This window comes from Microcoleus sp. Pol12B5, from assembly GCF_036701335.1.
Taxonomy (GTDB): Bacteria; Cyanobacteriota; Cyanobacteriia; order Cyanobacteriales; family Microcoleaceae; genus Microcoleus.
On record NZ_JAUBQQ010000076.1, the window covers coordinates 1 to 20681 of the forward strand.

Below are 20681 nucleotides of genomic sequence, written 5' to 3' on the forward strand. Positions count from 1 at the left end.
ACTACATTTTAGGGAACTTAGGAAATGACACAATTAATGCTGGAAATGGCAACGATATTGCCTTTGGCAATGAAGGTACAGACCTAATTTTTGGCGACATCGGTAACGATACCCTGTACGGCGGCAAAGAAAACGACAGTCTCGATGGCGGTGAGGGCAACGACTTGCTGTTGGGCGGCAATGAAAACGATGTGATCTGTGGCGACATCAGTAACGATACCCTGTACGGGGGCAAAGGTAATGATATTCTCAGTGGTGGCAGCGGTGCAGATTTCCTTTCCGGGGATGTTGGGGACGATACATTGACGGGAGGTTCGGGAAATGATGTGTTTTTCCTTAATCAAAGTTCGGGTAGCGACATCATTAATGATTTCCGCAGGGGAGAGGATTTAATTGGGTTAAATTCTGATTTGAGTTTTAATCAACTCAGTATTACTTCCAGCAACAATCAAACTTTGATTACTGTGACGGACACCAATCAATTGTTGGCGAAGCTTAACAATATTACCCCCGGTATTCTCACTGCTACCGACTTCATTACTCTGTAATTATTATACTAAATCCGGTTTAGCTATAGCCTCGATTATTCTGCGTATCCTTCGGCGGTTAAAACCGCTACTAAACAAACGAATTCTGAGTCCGCAGAGTGATATAAAAATAGTATTTAAGCCGGATTTAGTATTATAGCATCTTCCAATAAAAAGTAGCCAAGTATGATAAATATCCTCTAATATTCTGATGCTAGAGCCACACATATTAATCTCTATTTCCTAATAAAGCGGACTTGATATTATTCCGTTTTAATACGATCGCACAAAGGTCTATCTTCCTCCTTCACATCAGCATTGGTTCGCAAATAATCTCGCACCCGATCGCACGCATAAGCCAGTTCATCGAGTTTGAGAATCCGCTCCACATCCCACAAAATGATAGTGCGATCGTCCCCAACAGAAGCAATCTGTTTGCCATCGGGACTAAACGCCACCGCCCAAACATTCCCCTCATGTCGGGTTAGCGTCGTTATTTCCGTGCCGTCAATTTTCAAGAGTTTGACTGCGCCAGATGCGCCTCCCGCCACCAGCATTTGACCGTCTGAACTGAAATCAACCGCCATCATGCCTCTAGTATTTCCCTTGATAGTTTTCAGCAACGTGCCATCGATCGTCCAAAGTTTAATCGTGTCATCCATGCTCGCACTTGCCAAAGTCCGACCGTCTGGACTGACAGCCACTTCCCAAATTCCACTACGATGACCTTTCAAAGTCTTGTTCAAGCGACCGTCCAAACTCCACAACCGAACTGTGCCATCTGCACTGACAGAAACCAGCCTGTTTCCGTCGGGGGTAAAGTCCACATCGTAAACCCTAGCCTGATGTCCTGTGAACGTTTTCAGCAAAGTGCCGTCTGGCTTCCACAGTTTCACGGTTTTGTCGTCGCTGGCAGAAGCGAAGAACTGACCGTCTGGACTGACGGAGACATCCCAAACGCTAGCCCCATGTCCTGTTATGGTTTTCAGCAGCGTCCCGTCGAACTGCCAGAGTTTAATAGTTTTGTCTGTACCAGCAAAAGCGAGTACAGGCAAGATATCTTCTTTGGCAAAGCTAGCAGGAGAGACGAAAGCAACCGAGTAAACGGGAGCCTTGTATCCCGCCAAAGACTTCAGCAACGTACCGTCTTTTGCCCACACTTTGAAGCTGCCATCCGAACTGGCTGAAGCTAACCTCTGACCGTCCTGGCTGAAGTCCACATCCCAAATGATGCCGCTATGTCCGTACAGGACTTTCGAGAAAGGGTTTGTCAGGTTCCATAGCCGGACGGTATTGTCGTCGCTGGCGGAGACAGCGATTTGAGTGTTGGGAATAAAGATAACGCCGCGAATTCCAGATTGATGCCCTTTGAGGACTTTCAAAAGCGTCCCGTCCGGCTTCCAGAGGTTGATGGTTCCGTCTGCGCTGGCGGAAGCAATGACATCGCCTGAATCGCTGACGGCAATTTCCAACACTTCCGAACTGTGACCCCCGAGAGTTCGTAGCAGTGTTCCGTCGAGTTGCCAGATTTTAACCGTGTTGTCAGCGCTGGCAGAGAGAATAGCGAGACGTTTTGTGCCGTCACTGTCTGCGAGGAAGGCGAACTTAACGTCCCAAACGGCAGCCGCGTGCCCTTCCAAAGTTCTCACTCCTTTGCCGTCCTTGGTCCACACCTTGACCGTACCGTCGGTGCTGCTAGAGGCGAGCAGGTTTGCATCCGAACTGAAGGCAAGACCCCAAACCCCACCTTGATGTCCGCTTAGTGTCTCCAGCAGTTTGCCATTAAAGTCCCACAGGCGAATCGTGCTGTCTTCGCTGCCAGTGGCAATGCGATCGCCGCCCGGACTGACTGCAATGTCCCATATCGCAGCGCTGTGTCCCTGAAAGGTTTTGAGGAGCTTGCCGTCTCGATCCCACAGATAAATGCTGCCGTTGAGACTGGATGTGACCAGGCGCTGGCTGTCAGGACTGAATTTGATTCCGAAGACAGCAGCCGGGTGTTGTAGGTTGTGGATCAGCGCACCGTCCCGCTGCCACAGCTTGACTGTTCTGTCGCCGCCGCCGGTGGCGATGAGTTGGGCGTCTGGGCTGACATCAAGGCCCAGAACCACGCTGGAATGCCCCGTCAGGCGATTGAATTCTGCCGTTCCGTAGATGGCCTGTTGCAGCACTTGTCGAACTTGCGATCGCAACTGGGGGTTGGAATTAGGGAGGTCATCGAGCCTGCGTCTGGCTTTGATGGCAGTGACGAGGGCGTCTAATCGCTGTTGAGAGGCGAATTGCCCTGTGGAGGAGATGCTGAGGGCTTGTATTTCGCTTTTGGCGGCGCGGTAATATTGCCAGAGGGCGAAAATGGCGGATGCGATCGCAGCTATCAGCAAGCCACTCAACGCTGCAATAAACTTGCGCTGTCGCTGTGCTGTCTTTCTTTCATAAGCTACGCGCTTGCGTTCTTCTACCAGTCGTGCTTCGACTTCTTTTACTCGTTCTGCTTCCAGTGCTTGCTGCATTTCCAACTTGTCTAATTCACCAGAAGCGGCTAAAAACTGATAGTCCAAATCGCTCAAACTTTTACCTTGCGTCCAGGATTTAGCGTCTTTCAGCGCTTGTCCGCGCAACAGTCGCGATTCGTCTTGTTGTTTGGAAGCGATCCAAGCATCAAATAGTTGGGAGTAAGGGCGCAGTTGCCCTAAGTTTTTTTCTACCCATTCGAGATTAAATACTTCTTGATAAATTATGTTTTTTACCTGCAAATACCCATATTTTTTTACCACCAAACCCGATAGTAATAGTTCGATTTGATCTCGGCTGTCATCTGTTGGGACGGGCTGGCACGGGGGCACCGCCCCTACGCCTTGTAAAATTTGCTGATAAATACCGAGCAATCTGCCGGCACGTTGTTCGTTGCGAAGGATGCGATCGCGGATTGTCTTTAAATGCTCTGGCTCATCTTGCGATTCCCATTGATTGATGATGTTTTCTCTCACCACCGATTCCACAAAAAATCCCTCGGTTCCCGGTGGTATTTTTAAACCCCCCATGTGGGCTGACCCGCCATTCTTACTACTAATTCACATATTTTTTGCGTTAAAAATGGCTGTCCTCCCGTCCAATATAAGATTTTTTTGAGAACTGCCTGCGGATTGGCAATGACATTTTCTAACCCTTTCGCTAAAGGTTGCGCTTCTTCTAAGCTAAATCCTGACAAATCGATCGCTTGTCCGATATTAAAAGGTGTCCGATTTTTATCGGCGATTAAATCGCTGGGTGTAGCTACTCCGAAAATTGCGAAAGTAATGCGGGTATATTCGGGATTGATAGCTCGTTGATTGTAGCAGAAACGAATCAAGGCGAAAAAATCGTCTACCGGAAAATCTAAACTGAGAATACTATCAATCTCATCGACAAATATAAATATTCGCTCCTCCGCAAATCTGGCTAATAAAATATCTTCAATAAACTGACTCAATCTTTGCAGGAGAGAAACTTCTTCTTGTTCTTTCCACCAAGTTTTTAAATTAACTTGTTCTAATAAATTAAAGCTGCGCCACAAATCCCCAACGATTCCTTTGTACCACTGTAAAGGAGTAATATTTTCGCTGCCGATGCGGGTCATGTCAATCGTGCTGCATTGAAATCCTTCGGCTTGCAGTCGATGGAAGGTGCGAACGAGAAGGGAAGATTTGCCCATTTGCCGCGAATTGAGAACGTAGCAAAACTCGCCTCGTTTTAAGGCTTGATAAAGTTCGATATCTGCTTGTCGTTCGACATAGGTAGGCGCATCAGTTGTGAGACTGCCACCAATATGGTAAGAGTAATCTTTCATAATTGATAGTTAATTGTTTCGGATAATTTAGCGATCGCCCACGGCATCGCACAAATGCCTATCCTCCTCCTTCACATCGGCATTCGTTTGCAGATAATCCCGCACCCAGTCGCAACCATACTGGAGAAAATCGAGCTGGAAAATTCGCTCTAAATTCCACACAATTGCTGTGGTATCCTGACTGGCTGAAGCGACGAACTTCCCATCAGGGCTAAATGTCACTCCGAACACCCCATCCCCGTGTCCTTTTAAGGTTTCAAGCTCTTGACCATCGTACCTCCAAAGTTTGACAGTGCCGTCAAAACTTGCTGAAGCGAGAGTCTTGCCATCAGGGCTAAATACCACTCCGAATACCCCATTTTTGTGTCCCTTTAAGGCTCTAATTTCTGTACCGTCGCGCCCCCAAACTCTCACCATGCTATCCATACCTGCTGAAGCGAGAATCTTGCCATCCGGGCTAAATGCCACTCCCGCCACCTGACGGCGATGGCTTGTTAAAGTGTGTAGAAGCTTGTAGCTGAGCTTTCCAGAGGCGATCGCATTATCCCACTGCCAAAGTTTGACAGTTCCGTCCACACTACCAGAGGCAATCAGCTTGCCATCGGGGCTAAATGCCACTCCGTTAATGTAATCGGTATGTCCTTTGAGAGTTGCCAATGGAGTGCCGTCAATCCTCCAGACTTTGACCGTTTTGTCCTCACCTGCCGAGGCGAGTGACTGTCCATCTGGATGGAAATCAACGGCGAAAACTCTACCTTGATGTCCAGTAAAAGTCTTGATTAAGGTTCCATCTAGTCGCCACAATCGAACAGTGCTGTCATAACCGCCTGTAGCAATAGTGTCTCCGTTTGGGCTGAAATCTACTCCGAAAACTTTATCAGCTTGTTTGGGGAAAGTGCGAATTAAGCTACCATCAAGCCGCCAAAGTTTAACAGTATTGTCACGACTGGCGGTGGCAATTGTCTTACCATCAGGGCTAAATTTTATGGTGTAAATTGATGCTTGATGTCCGTTAAGAGTCTTGAGCAAACTATCATCAAGCTTCCAAAGTGCGATCGGGCCATCCCAACTGGATGAGGCAAAGATTTTCCCGTCAGGACTCCAAGCCAATCCAGAGACGACATCCTTCGCGACTAGCAGGGTTTTTACCATAGTCCCGTCAAGCTGCCACAGTTTGACTGTTCTGTCTAGACTTGCCGAGGCAAGCAAACCACCTTGAGGGTTAAAAGCGATTTTGGTCACGGCATCGCTGTGTCCAGTTAGGGTTTTGACTAAAGTTCCGTCAAGCTTCCAAAGTTTGACTGTTTTATCCGCACTCGCCGAGGCAATGAGATATTCTGAAGGGCTGTTGGCGTAGCCTGCGGGCGCATAGGCAACATTCATAACTCTATCCGTATGTCCGGTGAGGGTTCTGATCATTTGACCGTCTACATTCCAGAGTTTGATGGTTTGATCTTTAGAAGCAGATGCAATAGTTTGACTGTCCGGGCTAAAGGCAACGCTGTTAACTTCATCTGTATGTCCGGTGAGAGTTCTCAGCAGTTTGCCCTCTGTACTCCAGAGTTTAACTGTTTTATCTTTAGAAGCGGAAGCAATAATCTGATTGTTAGGAGCGATCGCGACTTGTGAAATATTATTGGTATGTCCTTTTAAGGTCTGCCACAAAATATAACTCGGCTTGACTTTTGGTGAATTTGTACTGTTTTTGCGCCAAATTTTAACTGTGTTATCCGCAGAACCAGAAGCAATTAGATCCCCTCTGGGGTTAAATACAACTCCCCAAACTGCATTGTTGTGCCCTTGAAGCATTCCTAGTCTTGTACCGTCTTTTTCCCAAAGATCGATCGTTTTGTCGGCAGAAGCTGAGGCGATGAGTTCCCCATCAGGACTGAATGTGACATCATTCACCACATTGTTATGCCCCGATAAATGATTATAGTCAACTGCTCCATAAACACCTTGATGGAGAGCTTCTTTAACTGAGCGTTCGAGTTCTGGGTTTACACCACCTAACTTTTGCAGTTGTCGCTTTCCTCTGATTGCCTCTATGAATGCGTCTAATTTTTGATTTGAGGCGAATAGTGCTTCGGAAGATTTGGCGATCGCTTTGATTTCGCTGACAGCAGTTTGCCGATACTGAAAATACACCGCCAGCCCCAAGGCAGAGGCGATAATTAATGCTATAGTTACTACAAAAAGCAAAAACCTTTGCCGCCTAGAACTTTTTTTCTCTACAGCTAATCTTTTTTGTTCTTCTGTTAGTCTGGCTTCAATTTGTTTGGCCCGTTCGGCTTCCAATCCTATCTGCATTTCTCTTCGGTCTAATTCTTCAGAAGCGCCTAAAAACTGATAATCTAAGTCACTCAAACTTTTACCCTGGGCCCAAGCTTGAGCATTTTTCAATGCCTGTCCGCGCAACAGTTGGGATTGATCGGTCTGCTTGGAAGTTATCCAAGCATCAAAGGCTTGAGAATATGGACGCAAGGAAGCGAGATTTTTTTCTACCCATTTTTTGTTAAATACTTCTTGATAAATCTGGTTTCTTACCTGTAAAAACCCCTGAGATTTTACTACCAAACCAGACAGCAATAGTTCTACCTGTTCTCGCGAGTCATCGGTGGGTACTTCCACTCCTTGTAAGATTTTTTGATAGATGCCTAGTAGTCTGCCAGCACGTTGCTCGTTTCTCAGGATGCGATCGCGGATCGTCTTTAAATGCTCTGGTTCATCTTGAGATTCCCAATTCTGGATGATGTGCGATCGCACGACCGATTCCACAAAAAATCCTTCCGTTCCCGGGGGAATTATCAGCACGTCACTGTGAGATTCTAGCGTTGCTCTTACTATCAATTTACACAGCTTTTGGCTCAGAAATGGTTGCCCAGAAGTCCAACCTAATATTGCTTTGATAATTGCCTCGGCATTATTAACTACACTCTCTAAGCCTTGAGTTAAAGGAAAGGCTTCTTCCAAAGAAAAACCGGGCAAATCTACTGCTTGTCCGATATTAAAAGGTGTCCGATTTTTATCGGAAATTAAATCGCTGGGCGCAGCTACTCCAAAAATCGCGAAGGTAATCCGGTTGTATTCTGGATTAATGGCTCGTTGATTGTAACAATAACGAATCAAGGCGAAAAAGTCATCGACTGGAAAATCTAAGCTTAAAATACTATCAATCTCATCGACAAATATAAAAATTCGCTCATCCAGAAATCTAGCTAATAAGATCTCTTCAATAAATTGACTCAATCTTTGGAGGAGAGAAACTTCTTCTTGTTCTTGCCACCAGGTTTTTAAATTAACTTTTCCTACCAGATTGAAACTGCGCCACAAATCCCCAACAATTCCTTTATACCACTGTAAAGGAGTAATATTTTCGCTACCGATACGGGTCATGTCGATCGTGCTGCATTGAAATCCTTCGGCTTGCAATCGATGGAAGGTGCGAACAAGAAGGGAAGATTTGCCCATTTGTCGCGAATTGAGAATGTAGCAAAACTCGCCTCGTTTTAAGGCTTCATAAAGTTCGATATCTGCTTGTCGTTCGACATAGGTAGGCGCATCAGTTGTGAGACTGCCACCAATGTGGTAAGAGTAATCTTTCATAATTAATAGTTAATTGTTTCGGATAATTTAGCGATCGCCCACGGCATCGCACAAATGTCTATCCTCCTCCTTTACGTCAGCATTTGTTCGCAAATAATCTCGCACGCGATCGCAACCATCAGCCAACAAATCCACTTTCAAAACTCGCTCCACATCCCACAAAATCAGCGTATTATCCTCACTCACAGAAGCCACAAATGACCCATCCCCACTATACGCTACCCCCCGAATCGCCGCAGAGTTACCTCTAAGCGTCGTTAATTCGGTACCGTCAAGCTTCCAAAACTTCAGCGTATTGTCTACACTACCAGAAGCAATAATATTACCATCCGGGCTAAACGCCACGCCCCACACCGCGGCGAGATGACCTTCCAGAGTTCTCAGTAACTTACCATCCACAGTCCAAATCTTAACAGTATTGTCCCCACTGCCAGAAGCCAGAAATTTACCGTCAGGGCTAAACGCCACTCTCCACACCGCAGCAGTATGACCTTGAAAAGTTCTCACCAAAGTACCATCAAGCTTCCACAACTTCACAGTACCATCCCCCCCTGCCGAGGCAATTAGCTGACCGTCAGGGCTAAATACCACCTGCCAAATAGGAGCATGATGTCCTGTCATAGTATGCAATAAAGTACCATCGGGCCGCCAAAGCTTGATAGTATTATCTTGACTTCCAGAAGCAATAATTTGACCGTTTGGACTAAAAGCTAATGTAAAAACCGTAGCGTTATGACCTACCAAATTTGCGATAGCTTTTCCGTTTCTAGTCCAGATATTCACCTTATTATCAATTCTGCCAGAAGCAATTAACTTGCCATCGCCACTCATGGCAACAGCATAAATCGCAGCCTTTTCGAGAGCGAAAGTCGCTAGCAATTTGCCTTGCCGACTCCAAAGCTTAGTCGTGCCATCCTCGCTGCCTGTAGCAATTGTAGAACTATCCGAACTCAGTGCGATCGCCCAAATCCCGGCTTTATGTGCAGTAATCATCGTCCGCAATGGGTTTTGACTCTGCCACAGCCGCACCGTATTTTCTGCACCCGCCGAAGCAATAAAACTGCCGTCTGGGCTCCAAGCTATCCCCCAAATCGCAGCAGTGTGACCTCTCAATGTCGTCCATTCTGTTCCGTCAAGATTCCAGAGTTTTACAGTTTGATCGCGACTTGCAGAAGCAAAAGTCTGACCATCTGGACTGAAAACAACTTCGGAGACTACAGCAGAATGACCTTCAAGCGTTCTAAGCAAAGTACCGTTTTTGTTCCAGAGTTTCACCGTTTTGTCTCCACTTGCTGAAGCCACAATCTGACCGTCTGGACTAAACGCTGCTGCAGATACCACAGAAGTATGACCCCGGAGAGTTCTTAACAGTTTGCCGTCTTTGTTCCAAAGTTTCACCGTTTTGTCTCCACTTGCCGTAACAATAGTCTGACCGTCTGGACTGAAAGCCACTGAGGGTACCCCAGCAGTATGACCCTGGAGAGTTCTTAACAGTTTGCCGTCTTTGTTCCAGAGTTTCACCGTTTTGTCCATGCTGGCAGAAGCAATTGTTTGACCATCGGGACTAAACGCCACTGTCCAGATACCAGCAGTATGACCCTGAAAAGTTTTCAACAAAGTTCCGTTTCGCTGCCAAAGTTTTACAGTTCCATCATCACTTCCAGAAGCAATAAACTGACCGTCCGGGCTAAATTTGACAGACCGAACGATCGCCTGATGACCTTTGAGTGTTGCTATTTCCGTTCCGTCCCGCCGCCACACTTTAATAGTTTTATCCACACTTGTTGAGGCAATAAACTTACTATCCCGACTAATATTAATTCCAATAACAGCCGCTTTATGTCCCGATAAACGGTTGTATTCATCCCCTTCATAAACCGCTTGACGCAATACATTGATAACTTGATTATCAATATTTTTATCCATTTTGCCTAAGTTTTGTAGTCGGCGCTTAGCTTTAATTGCTTCTATTAGTGCATCCAATCGGCGATTAGAGGCAAACAATCCCTCTGAGGAAGAAACCAAGGCTTTAATTTCACTAATCCGAGCTTCACGCTCACTAATAATGGATCGGCGATACTGAAAATAACTTGTTACTCCTAAAGCACAGGCAAGTAGCAGTGCCATACTCACAGCAAATAGTAATGCCCTCTGTCGTTTAACTGCTTTTTTTTCTTCAATTAATCGCATTTGTTCCTGGGCCAGTCGCGCTTCCACTTCTTTGGTGCGTTCTGATTCTAAAGCTTGTTGAACTTCTCGCCTATCTAGTTCGGCACTAGCAGCTAAGAACTGATAGTCTAGGTTACTTAAGCTTTTTTCCTGCGCCCAGATTTGACCATCTTTTAAAGCTTGTCCCCGCAAAAGTCGGGAAGAATCTGTTTGTTGTGAAGCAATCCAAGCATCGAAGGTTTGCGAGTAGGGGCGCAGTTGCCCTAATTGCTTCTCTACCCATTCCAGGTTAAAAACTTCAGCATAAACCCTGTTTCTTACCTGCAAATAACCTTTGTTTTTGACAACTAATCCCGATAATAATAGTTCAATTTGTTCTGGTGAGTCATCAGTTGATACCCCTCCGGCTATTTGGCTAAAAGGTAGAAATCTTTCATTTCCTTGTAGGGGAAATTCTCCTGTAGTTGCCCTATAAAGATTTGGGTCAGGCACGGGAGTGCTGCCCCTATAGTCCTCTTCAAAGCCCAAGAATGAAACAGATCCGCTGGCTAAAGGGGGGTTAGATTGTAAAATTTGCTGGTAGATGCCGAGTAATCTGCCCGCGCGTTGTTCGTTGCGAATAATCCGCTCCTTTATGGTTTTTAAATGTTCCGGCTCATCCTGAGATTCCCAGTTATTAATAATATTTTCTCGCACTAAACTATCTACCCAAACCTCTTCTGTTCCTGCTGGGATTGTTACTACTTTTTGCGGTGTACTTTGAGTTGTCATGTAGGCTAAATAGCACAGTTTTTGCGTCAGAAATGGCTGCCCAGAAGTCCAAGCCAATATCTGTTTGAGAATAGGTTGAGAATTATTGACTACACTTGCCAATCCCGCCGCTAATGGCTGGGCTTCTTCTAGTTCAAAACCTCGTAAATTTATGGCTCGCCCAATATTAAAAGGAGTTCGTTTTTTATCAACAATTAAATCGCTAGGTGTTGCTACTCCAAATATTGCAAAAGTAATGCGATTATATTCTGGATTAATTGAGCGTTGATTATAGCAAAAGCGAATTAGGGTGAAAAAATCATCGACAGGGAAATCTAGACTGAGAACACTGTCAATTTCATCAATCAATATAATGATTTTTTGCTCAAAAAAATTGACTAACAAAATATCTTCAATAAAACGACTCAATCTTTGCAGAAATGATACATCTTCTTCATCACGCCACCAGGTTTTTAAGTTAACTTGCCCTAAAAGATTGAAGCCGCGCCACAGTTCCCCAATCATGCCTTTATACCACTGTAAAGGAGTGATATTTTCGCTACCGATGCGGGTCATGTCGATCGTGCTGCATTGAAAACCTTCTGCTTGCAGTCGGTGCAGGGTACGGACTAAGAGAGAAGATTTGCCCATTTGCCGAGAGTTAAGGACGTAACAAAATTCCCCAGCTTTTAAGACTTCATAAAGTTCGGAATCTGCTTGCCTCACTACGTATGTAGGCGCATCACTGGCGAGACTGCCCCCAATTTGGTATGTTACCTGGGTCATGCGGTTTATGGGTGGGTTTAAAGCTGAGTATGTAGGGAATTTATTTAGAGGTAAGGATGTGGTGCTGGAGCTGTATTATAATATAAGTTATGATAAACTATGCTAAATTATGGTTTATTTATCCCTTTTTTTTAGTGCACGTAGGCGGACTTTGTTTGTATAGCAGCGATTTCTAAGCGCCAGAAAACGTCGAGTTTTCAAGGGGGATATTGGATTACGCAAAGAAACTGTAAAGCCGGCTCTAAATAAAGTTGTGCGAACCAAAATAGAGGCGGTACAACTCACAGCTTAGCGTACAGCGGTTGTTATCGATATGAATCAGCCCTATACTAAATAATTTAGAAGCCACTATCGGATCTAATTCCACTCCGTGTTCCGATTTTACTACTTGTTTAAGCGCAACCGCCAGTTCGGGATACTCTTGCAATGTTACCCAAAAACTCCGCAAGTAATCTTTATAAATTCCCGCTATTGTCGGAGCTTCTTGTAGTAGCTGATCTAGTGTTACACTGTTGTGACAGAGGTGGTAAAAAGCGAGCCGCACCAGATAAGGATGTCCCCCCACCATTGCCATCAGTCGATCGGCATCGGAACCCTCTGTCCAATCCAGTCCATGACGCTGAGCTAAAGCAAGTATCTGCTCTTCTGTAAAATAGGGCAATTGCAGCGGTAAACCGACATTAAAAGGCGATTCAGTGAGCTTTAAAGGAATATAAATTTCTGTGGAGTGAAGAACGATTAATCGCAGTTTTCCCAAAGTTTCAATCCGCTTTGCTTCTTCATGCCAGCTTCGCAGCAGCGGCAAAAATTCTCTGGCAATTTTTGGATATTCAAAAATTATATTTACTTCATTTAACGCTAACACAATAGGGGTACTTATTTGTGCTAATATATATTGTTGCAAATAGATGGTGCAGCTTACTTTGCTACCCATGTCTTCATCCCAATAATCCTCTAATAGAGGTGGTAATTCTAGGTTACGGCTGATGTTGGCACAAAACCAGCGTAAAAATTTATCGATATTGGCTAAGACAGCTTCCTCGGCTTGCTGAAAATCTAAACTTACAGTTCGATAGTCAAGAGAAGTCGCGCGCTCTAAAATGCGTAGCAGAAGAGAACTTTTTCCCATCTTCCTGGGAGCTTTAATCCGCAGCACACTTCCGGGTTTAGTAATCTCTCGATAGGCGAGTTCTTCAATTAGCGGGTGATGGATATAGAATGGCGAACCGAGGGGCACGGGAGAGCCGGGAAATTCTAAAGGTGTTGCTAGGCATTGGCTGCGGGTGAATGATTCAATTAATTCTCGTTCCTCTGCGGTCAGGGAACGTGATTCTAAACAAGAGCGAAAATTTGATTTGCTAATAGATGTCTGCAAGATTTGAGAGAGAGATTGCCACAAGGATGAGGCGATGTTTCTCAGGTAATGCTCTCCGTAATGAGAGGCAGAGGCGATACTTGTATAAGTCTTTCCTTCCCAAACTTGGCGGAGTATGATTTCTTGTACTGGATATAAATCTTTTTGTAATCGCACACGAGTTAGCTGTAGTACCTCATCTATCGTCATAACTGGGAATAACCATATAAGTGTATCGTTGATATTATCACTTATGATTGAGTGTAAAGCTCAGAGCGATCGCCGATTGGATTGCGACACGATACTGTCGCGACATTTTTCATGGGGTAATTGGTCAAATCGGTTAAATCTCCCCGAAGAGTATCACTGTCAATGATCAAGAATTCCCTCGCGGGGCGGGGGCGGGTGTATTTAACCTGTCTGCACTTTTCAAAGGTACAAAAGTGAACCCACCTCTACAGGTTTTTGAGAATGGTTCTCTTCGTTAATTTAAATCCGTGACATCCGTTAAATCTGGTAATTACCCCGTTGCCTGACTGGTCACCCAGTGCTACAACCCAATTTTAATGGGCGCTGGCGCTCCTACTGGAAAGGAATCTACGCTCAGTTTTTCTTTATCGTTGGTCAAAATGTCATGTCGGTGTCACAGTTGGTAGTGAAGGCAGAATTAAAAATGTGACAGTTGACTTTGCTAAAGCTGAGTCGATTGATGTTAATTTAATTAACAATAGTTTCAGATCGCTGCATTTACTCATCACAACTGTGAAGGCCAAAAGCCTAATTCTTATTTGTGTGCCAGCATTTTTTTAAAATTTTCCTGTAATCACCTCTGAAAAATTTTAGCAAATAACCGAGTTAATTTGATGCAAATGGTTCATGAAATGTTTTCAAATTATTTTATTCCTCACGGTCATTGCTACTTGTGGAAGCCGGGATTAGTGGGGCTACACGTTTTGTCCGATGGTTTGATAGCCGTAGCTTATTTTTTGATACCGATTACGCTGATTTATATTGTTAAAAGGCGGCAAGACGTGCCTTTTGACTGGGTTTTCATGCTGTTTGGCTCTTTTATTATCTGCTGCGGAATTACCCATATTATGGAAATATGGACGCTGTGGCATCCTAATTATTGGTTCTCGGGTTATCTTAAAGCGATTACGGCGTTGATTTCGCTATCTACAGCAGCAGTGCTGGTGGAACTAATCCCAAAAATCTTGGCTATTCCCAGTCCAGCTCAATTGGCGGTGGCAAATGTAGCTTTACAAAATGAGATTTGTGAGCGCAAACAAGCTCAAGAAGCACTCTCGGAATTAATGCTAGAATTGGAAAAACGGGTGATGGAGAGGACGATCGCTTTAGAATCCACCAATGAACTTTTGCTACAGGAAAATCGCGATCGCTCTTTGGCTGAAAATTCATTGCGGCACTCGGAAGCTAAACTGCGAGAACAAACTCAGCATTTAGAGAACGCTCTGCAACAACTTAAAGGCGCTCAAACTCAACTCGTGCAAACTGAAAAAATGTCGTCTTTGGGGCAAATGGTAGCTGGGGTTGCCCACGAGATAAATAACCCTGTTAACTTCATTTATGGCAATCTGATTCCTGCGGAGGAATACATTAAAGAGCTTGTAGAATTGATTAAGGCTTATCAAGTTTATTACCCCACTCCGGCGCCGGAAATTGCAGACAAGATTCACACTATCGAACTCGATTTTATTTTAAAAGACTTGCAAAAACTTTTTGGTTCGCTCAAAATTGGAGCAGAGCGAATTAGGGAAATTGTTAAATCTTTACGGACTTTCTCCCGGTTAGACGAAGCCGACATGAAAAAGGTCAATATCCATGAAGGTCTCGATGGCACTTTAATGATTTTGCAGCACCGCTTGAAAGAACAACCAAACCGTCCGCCTATTCAAGTGATTAAAGAGTATGGAGATGTGCCAGAATTGGAATGCTATGCTGGGCAGCTTAACCAAGTATTTATGAATATTTGTTCTAATGCTATTGATGCTTTAGAACAGATTGTACAGCAGGGATATTCGACCAACGGCTATTGGGAAAATAATTTCTCTGACAACTTACAACACACCTATTGCCCACTGCTAAAAATTCGCATCCGCACCCTTTTAGTTGATGGCAAGTGGGTGCAGATTCACATTGCTGATAATGGCACTGGCATAGATTATGATGCGATCGCTAAAATTTACGATCCATTTTATACAACGAAACCTATCGGTGCTGGTACCGGACTGGGTTTGGCGATTTCTTATCAGATTATTCAATCCCATGAAGGTTATTTGCGCTGCACATCCGAGGTTGGGAGAGGTACGGAGTTTATCATTGAAATTCCGTTGCGATCGCAATTTAGCGAGCGCCACCTAGTGCAGAAGCAAGCTGTTATGAACAAGCTGGGTTGAGGCGTTAATAAATAATGCTTAATCCAGCTCCAATTTTCGGTTTATTTTATTTTTTGCCTAACTTAGGCATCATCAAATCCATATTATCTGCCAATAACAAGTATTATGTGGGAAGCACTCAAAAATATCTTTTCCCCTACTCAGTATATGCCTCACGGTCATTGCTATCTTTGGCAAACGCCTTTAGTGTGGCTGCACGTAACTGGGGACTTTTTAATCGCGATCGCCTACTATTCAATTCCGGCGATGCTAATTTATTTTATCTTCAAGCGGCGCGATGTTCCTTTTTTAGGAATATTTGCTTTATTTGGTGCATTTATTATTCTCTGCGGCACGGGTCACTTGCTAGACATTTGGACGCTGTGGCATTCCGCTTATTGGCTGTCGGGGATTGAAAAAGGAATTACTGCACTGGTTTCCTGCTACACCGCCGCCTCGATGGTAACACTATTGCCCCAGTTTTTGTCTTTAAAAACCCCCCAAGAATTAGAGGCCATAAATCGCAAGTTGCAGACTGAGATTGGGGTGCGTGAAGAGGCTGAATTAGCGTTGCGCCACGCTTATGATGATTTAGAAATAAAAGTCCAAGAGCGCACCGCAGAGTTGAGACAAATTAACGGTTATTTAGAAGCAGAAATTAGAGAAAAGATAGCCGCTGAATCGGCTTTGCGAGAACGAGAGACTAGGTTGACAGAACAACAAAATGGTTTGCTAGAATTAGCGAAAAATTCTAGTATCTACGAAGGAAATATCGCCGAGGCCTTGAGAGAGATTACGCAAATGGCAACTCGTACCCTGAATGTTGATAGGGCAAGTATTTGGTTTTATCAGGAAGATAAATCCTCACTGTGCTGTGCAGATATTTACGAACTGACTCCCAATCAACACAGCGCCGGCGCAGAACTGAAAGTTGCTGACTATCCTAGCTATTTCCAAGCTTTGAATACAGAGCAGGCGCTCGCAGTGGTTGATGCCAAAACTGATCCGCGCACCCGAGAATTTAGCGAATCTTATTTGACGCCTTTAAACATCTCGTCGATGCTAGATGTTCCTATTACCCATAAAGGGCAAATTGCGGGTGTAATTTGTTTAGAACATCAGGGAACGACCAGGAATTGGACGCTGGACGAACAAAGCTTCGCTAGCTATGTGGCGCAGATCGCAGCTTTAGCAATGGAAGCTCGCGATCGCAAGCAAGCCGAGTTAAACTTGCGTTCTGTAACCGAACGCTTGCAATATTTACTGGCAACTACTCCGGCGGTGATTTTTAGCTGCAAATTAGGGGGGAATTATGATGTAACATTTGTCAGCGATAATGTTGTTTCAATGATTGGTTACGAAGCGCGAGAATTGGTTGGTGGTTCCCTTGATTGGCATAGCCTGGTTCATCCAGAAGATCTAGAGATTGTTGCTACTGCCTACGCTCAGATATTGGAAAAAGAATCGGTTTCCTACGAATACCGGGAACGGCATAAAGACGGTAGTTATCGCTGGGTTTACGATGAGATCAAGTTAGTCAAAGATGCTGCGGGTCTACCGGTGGAGTGCGTTGGTTATGGAGTAGATGTTACTGCTCGCAAACAGGCGGAAATAGCCTTGCAGCAACAAGTAAAAAGGGAGCGACTCGTGAATTGCATCCAAGAGCGGATTCGCTCCTCTCTTAACCTAGAAGAAGTAATGACAATGGCTGTGGAAGAAGTGCGCCAGTTTTTGTCAACTGATAGAACAGTTATTTACCGCTTTAATCCAGATTGGAGTGGATTTATAGCGGTCGAGTCGGTATCCGTCGGTACGATGCCGATTTTGGGAATTGACATTAATGACCCTTGTTTTCGAGAACGCTACGTCTATGTTTACGAGCAGGGACACCTGCGTGCGATCGACAATATTTATACGGCCGGCCTTTCAGAGTGCCACGTTAATTTACTGAGCGAGTTGGAAATTAAAGCTAACCTCGTTGTTCCCATTTTGCAAGGTGAAAAATTGTGGGGGCTACTCATTGCTCATCACTGCCGCAGTCAAAGGCATTGGATCTCTTCTGAGATAGAATCTCTCAAGCAAATTTCCGTGCAGCTAGCAATTGCCCTCCAGCAATGCACCCTTTTTGAACAAGCCAAGACAGAAATTGCCGATCGCAAATTAGCAGAAACAGCATTACAAAAAGCTGTTGTAGCTGCTGATACAGCTAACCGCGCTAAGAGCGAATTCCTTTCTTCTATGAGCCATGAATTGCGGACTCCTTTGAATGCCATTCTCGGATTTAGTCAGGTGATGGTGCGCGATTCATCTCTTAACAATCAACACCAACAGCACCTAGAAATTATTAATCGCGCGGGTGAACACTTGCTGGCGCTAATTAATGACATTTTGGAAATGTCCAAAATTGAAGCGGGCCGAAGTCAGCTTAATGAAAGCAGTTTTAATTTAATGCGCTTGCTAAAAACCTTAGAAGAAATGTTTCGCTTAAAAGCTAAATCTAAGAAATTGCAGCTAAATTTGGAAGTGGGTGACGGCGTACCACACTTTGTTACGGGAGATGAAGGTAAATTGCGGCAAATTTTGATTAATCTTGTAGGAAATGCGATCAAGTTTACAGAGATGGGTAGCGTTACTTTGCGAGTGAAAAATCAGGTACAAGAAAGTTTGAGAGCTGAAACCTCAGAGTTTAGGGACACACACACAAAACTTGCCGACGCGGGTACTGAACATTCCGAAAGCTTAGCGGTTGAAACCACAGCTATACAAAGAACACCCGGATGGTTCACTGGTTTTAATAAGTCCGAAATTTTGGCGGACTTTGATTGTGTAGACGCGAATGACCTTCGTTCGGAATTTTTACGCCTTCAGTTTGAAATTGAAGATACTGGTCTTGGGATTGCTGCAGAAGAGATAAATAAGTTATTTGAACCCTTTGAGCAAACAAAAACAGGTCAGAAGTCTCAACAGGGGACTGGATTAGGTTTACCAATTAGCCGCAAATTTGTACAAATGATGGGAGGAGATATTACTGTCAGCAGTACACCTGAGTTGGGAAGTAAGTTTGCATTTGATATTAAAATTAACCTGGCTACTCCCAGCGAGATTAAAATCCTTAAACCGCAGAAAAAAGTAATTAGTTTAGCACCGAATCAACCAGAATACCGGATTTTGGTTGTTGACGATCGCGCCGATAACTGCCTAGTCATAGAGAGATTATTGTCACCCCTAGGCATCCTCGTGCGAGAAGCTAGAGATGGTCAAGAAGCTATTGCTGTATGGGAGGATTGGCAACCGCACCTGATCTGGATGGATATGCAGATGCCTGTCATGGATGGCTATGAAGCAACCAGAAAAATTAAGGCTCATCCGATCGGAAAACAAACTGTAATAGTTGCTCTTACTGCTAGCGCTTTTGAAGAGGAACGACAAACTATTTTAGGAGCAGGCTGCGATGATTTCATGCGTAAACCCTTCGAGGCAAAGATATTATTTGCGAAAATGGAAGAACTTTTAGGAATACGTTACATTTACGAGGAATCTGTTGATGTACCACTAGAAAATGAAAGCGAAATTAGCGGAGGGACTAGCAATCAATCTGTCGAGTCACAACTCTGCCAAATGCCTCTTGAGTGGGTAGAAAAGATATCTCATGCTGCTCATGAATGTTGCGACGATAAAATTGTCAAGTTGATTGAGGAAATGCCGAGTGAGTTTGCTTTAGCCGCAGAATATTTAACTACTTTGGTGCAGGATTTCCTATTTGACGATATTATAGATATAGCGCAGTCAGCAGTTGCGACGAGGTAAAAATACCAGTTTTCATCAACTAATCTAAACTTAGGAGAGTGTTTTATTTAAAAAACACCTAACATTAAGCCCCAATACCGTCTCCTTGCCATCTCTTTTTAGGAGATAAAATCTGAATTTCTACTGTTGCATTTTTTTTGAGGTAAACTTCGTAAGTGTTAATATCTTTTATCTTGACAAACTACCGTGAGCGATCGCATGGACAGCCATCAATATCCTACAATTCAAGCCAACATTTTAGTAGTTGATGATAAGCCAGATAATGTGCGGCTTTTATCTACAATCTTGACCGAACAAGGGTATCAGGTTCGTAAAGCGCTGAACGGGCAAAGGGCGATCGCTACAGTGCAAGAGTTTCCGCCGACCCTAATTTTGCTGGACGTGATGATGCCAGATATGAATGGATATGAGGTATGTGCAAAGTTGAAAGCTTCACCAAAAACCAGTTCCATTCCCGTGATTTTCTTAAGCGCCTTAGATGACGTTGTAGATAAGGTTAAAGCCTTTGATGTGGGAGCAGTTGACTATATTACTAAACCTTTTCATGGTAAAGAAGTATTGGCACGAGTGGCAAATCAGTTAACTATTCAAACTCAACAACAGTTACTTCAACAGCAAACGAAGCAATTCCAAGAACTTGTCGAACGTTTGCAAAATGAAATTAAAGAGCGGCAGGGGGTGGAGCTAGCTTTACGGCTTGCTCAAACAAAGTCGGATCATTTATTGCTGAATATTTTACCAGCAGCGATTGTTGAAAATTTGAAAAAGGGCGAGGGTTCTCCTGCCCAGAGGTTTGATTCAGCAACGGTTCTTTTTGCCGATATTGTCGATTTTACGTCTATTGCTGCTAGAATGTTACCTCTAGAATTGGTAAATGTACTGAACCAGATTTTTTCAAGGTTTGACCAACTAACTGAAAAACACGGTTTGGAAAAAATTAAAACAATTGGAGATGCTTATATGGTAGCGGGGGGGTTGCCTGTGCCGAGGGCAGATCATGTAGAAGCGATCGCAAATATGGCCTTGGATATGCAGGAAGCGATCGCTGATTTTCAAACTGACAAAGGCGAACCATTTCAAATTCGGATTGGCATTCATACAGGGCCAGTAGTTGCTGGCGTAATTGGCACTAAAAAATTTATCTATGACTTGTGGGGAGATACTGTTAATGTTGCTTCTCGGATGGAATGTCAAGGATTACCGGGATATATTCAAGTTACTACGGCTATTTACGAACTGTTAAAAGATCGGTATTTATTTGAAGAAAGAGGTGCGATCGCGATTAAAGGAAAAGGAGAGATGATCGTCTATTGGCTAAAGGCTAAAAAAGATAATTCAGCGTTTGAAACCGATTATAGTCAAACGAAGTCCTCTCCTAGCGAAGTAATAGAGTACCAAAATACCCCACTGCTTTAAGAAGTCGGGCATCTCACCTAAAAGCTACGGATGAAAGTTGAACT

General features: G+C 44.2%; 7 protein-coding genes and 1 pseudogene. 4 read left to right on the plus strand and 4 right to left on the minus strand.

Features of this window, described 5'->3' with window-relative positions:
* The coding region (locus QUA24_RS23245) for a calcium-binding protein (RefSeq protein ID WP_333232409.1) at window positions 1-548 on the plus strand (548 nt) is incomplete at its 5' end.
* A 242-nt stretch (window positions 549-790) separates the two neighbouring features.
* On the opposite strand, the pseudogene QUA24_RS23250 reads toward QUA24_RS23245, so the two are convergent.
* The 4 genes and pseudogenes from QUA24_RS23250 to QUA24_RS23270 all read right to left on the minus strand — a co-directional run bounded on the left by QUA24_RS23250 (window position 791) and on the right by QUA24_RS23270 (window position 13228).
* A pseudogene (locus tag QUA24_RS23250) lies at window positions 791-4353 on the minus strand (AAA-like domain-containing protein).
* 27 nt (window positions 4354-4380) lie between these two features.
* Window positions 4381-7959 (minus strand): WD40 domain-containing protein, encoded by a 3579-nt coding sequence (locus QUA24_RS23260; protein ID WP_333232415.1) that lies wholly within the window; start codon window positions 7957-7959, stop codon window positions 4381-4383.
* 27 nt (window positions 7960-7986) lie between these two features.
* On the minus strand, window positions 7987-11664 hold the full coding sequence (locus tag QUA24_RS23265) for a WD40 domain-containing protein (protein WP_333232417.1): 3678 nt from the start codon (window positions 11662-11664) through the stop codon (window positions 7987-7989).
* A gap of 241 nt (window positions 11665-11905) precedes the next feature.
* Complete coding sequence (locus tag QUA24_RS23270) at window positions 11906-13228, minus strand: AAA-like domain-containing protein (protein WP_333232419.1); 1323 nt, start codon at window positions 13226-13228, stop codon at window positions 11906-11908.
* 653 nt (window positions 13229-13881) lie between these two features.
* Between QUA24_RS23270 and QUA24_RS23275 the strand changes: the two genes are divergently transcribed.
* The 3 genes from QUA24_RS23275 to QUA24_RS23285 all read left to right on the plus strand — a co-directional run bounded on the left by QUA24_RS23275 (window position 13882) and on the right by QUA24_RS23285 (window position 20637).
* Window positions 13882-15435, plus strand: a complete 1554-nt coding sequence (locus tag QUA24_RS23275) for an ATP-binding protein (RefSeq protein ID WP_333232421.1) — start codon at window positions 13882-13884, stop codon at window positions 15433-15435.
* A 105-nt stretch (window positions 15436-15540) separates the two neighbouring features.
* Window positions 15541-19221, plus strand: a complete 3681-nt coding sequence (locus QUA24_RS23280; protein ID WP_333232422.1) for a GAF domain-containing protein — start codon at window positions 15541-15543, stop codon at window positions 19219-19221.
* Window positions 19222-19419: 198 nt separating this feature from the next.
* A complete protein-coding gene (locus QUA24_RS23285) occupies window positions 19420-20637 on the plus strand; it encodes an adenylate/guanylate cyclase domain-containing protein (protein ID WP_333232434.1) in 1218 nt (405 codons plus the stop codon).
* Window positions 20638-20681: the final 44 nt, after the last annotated feature.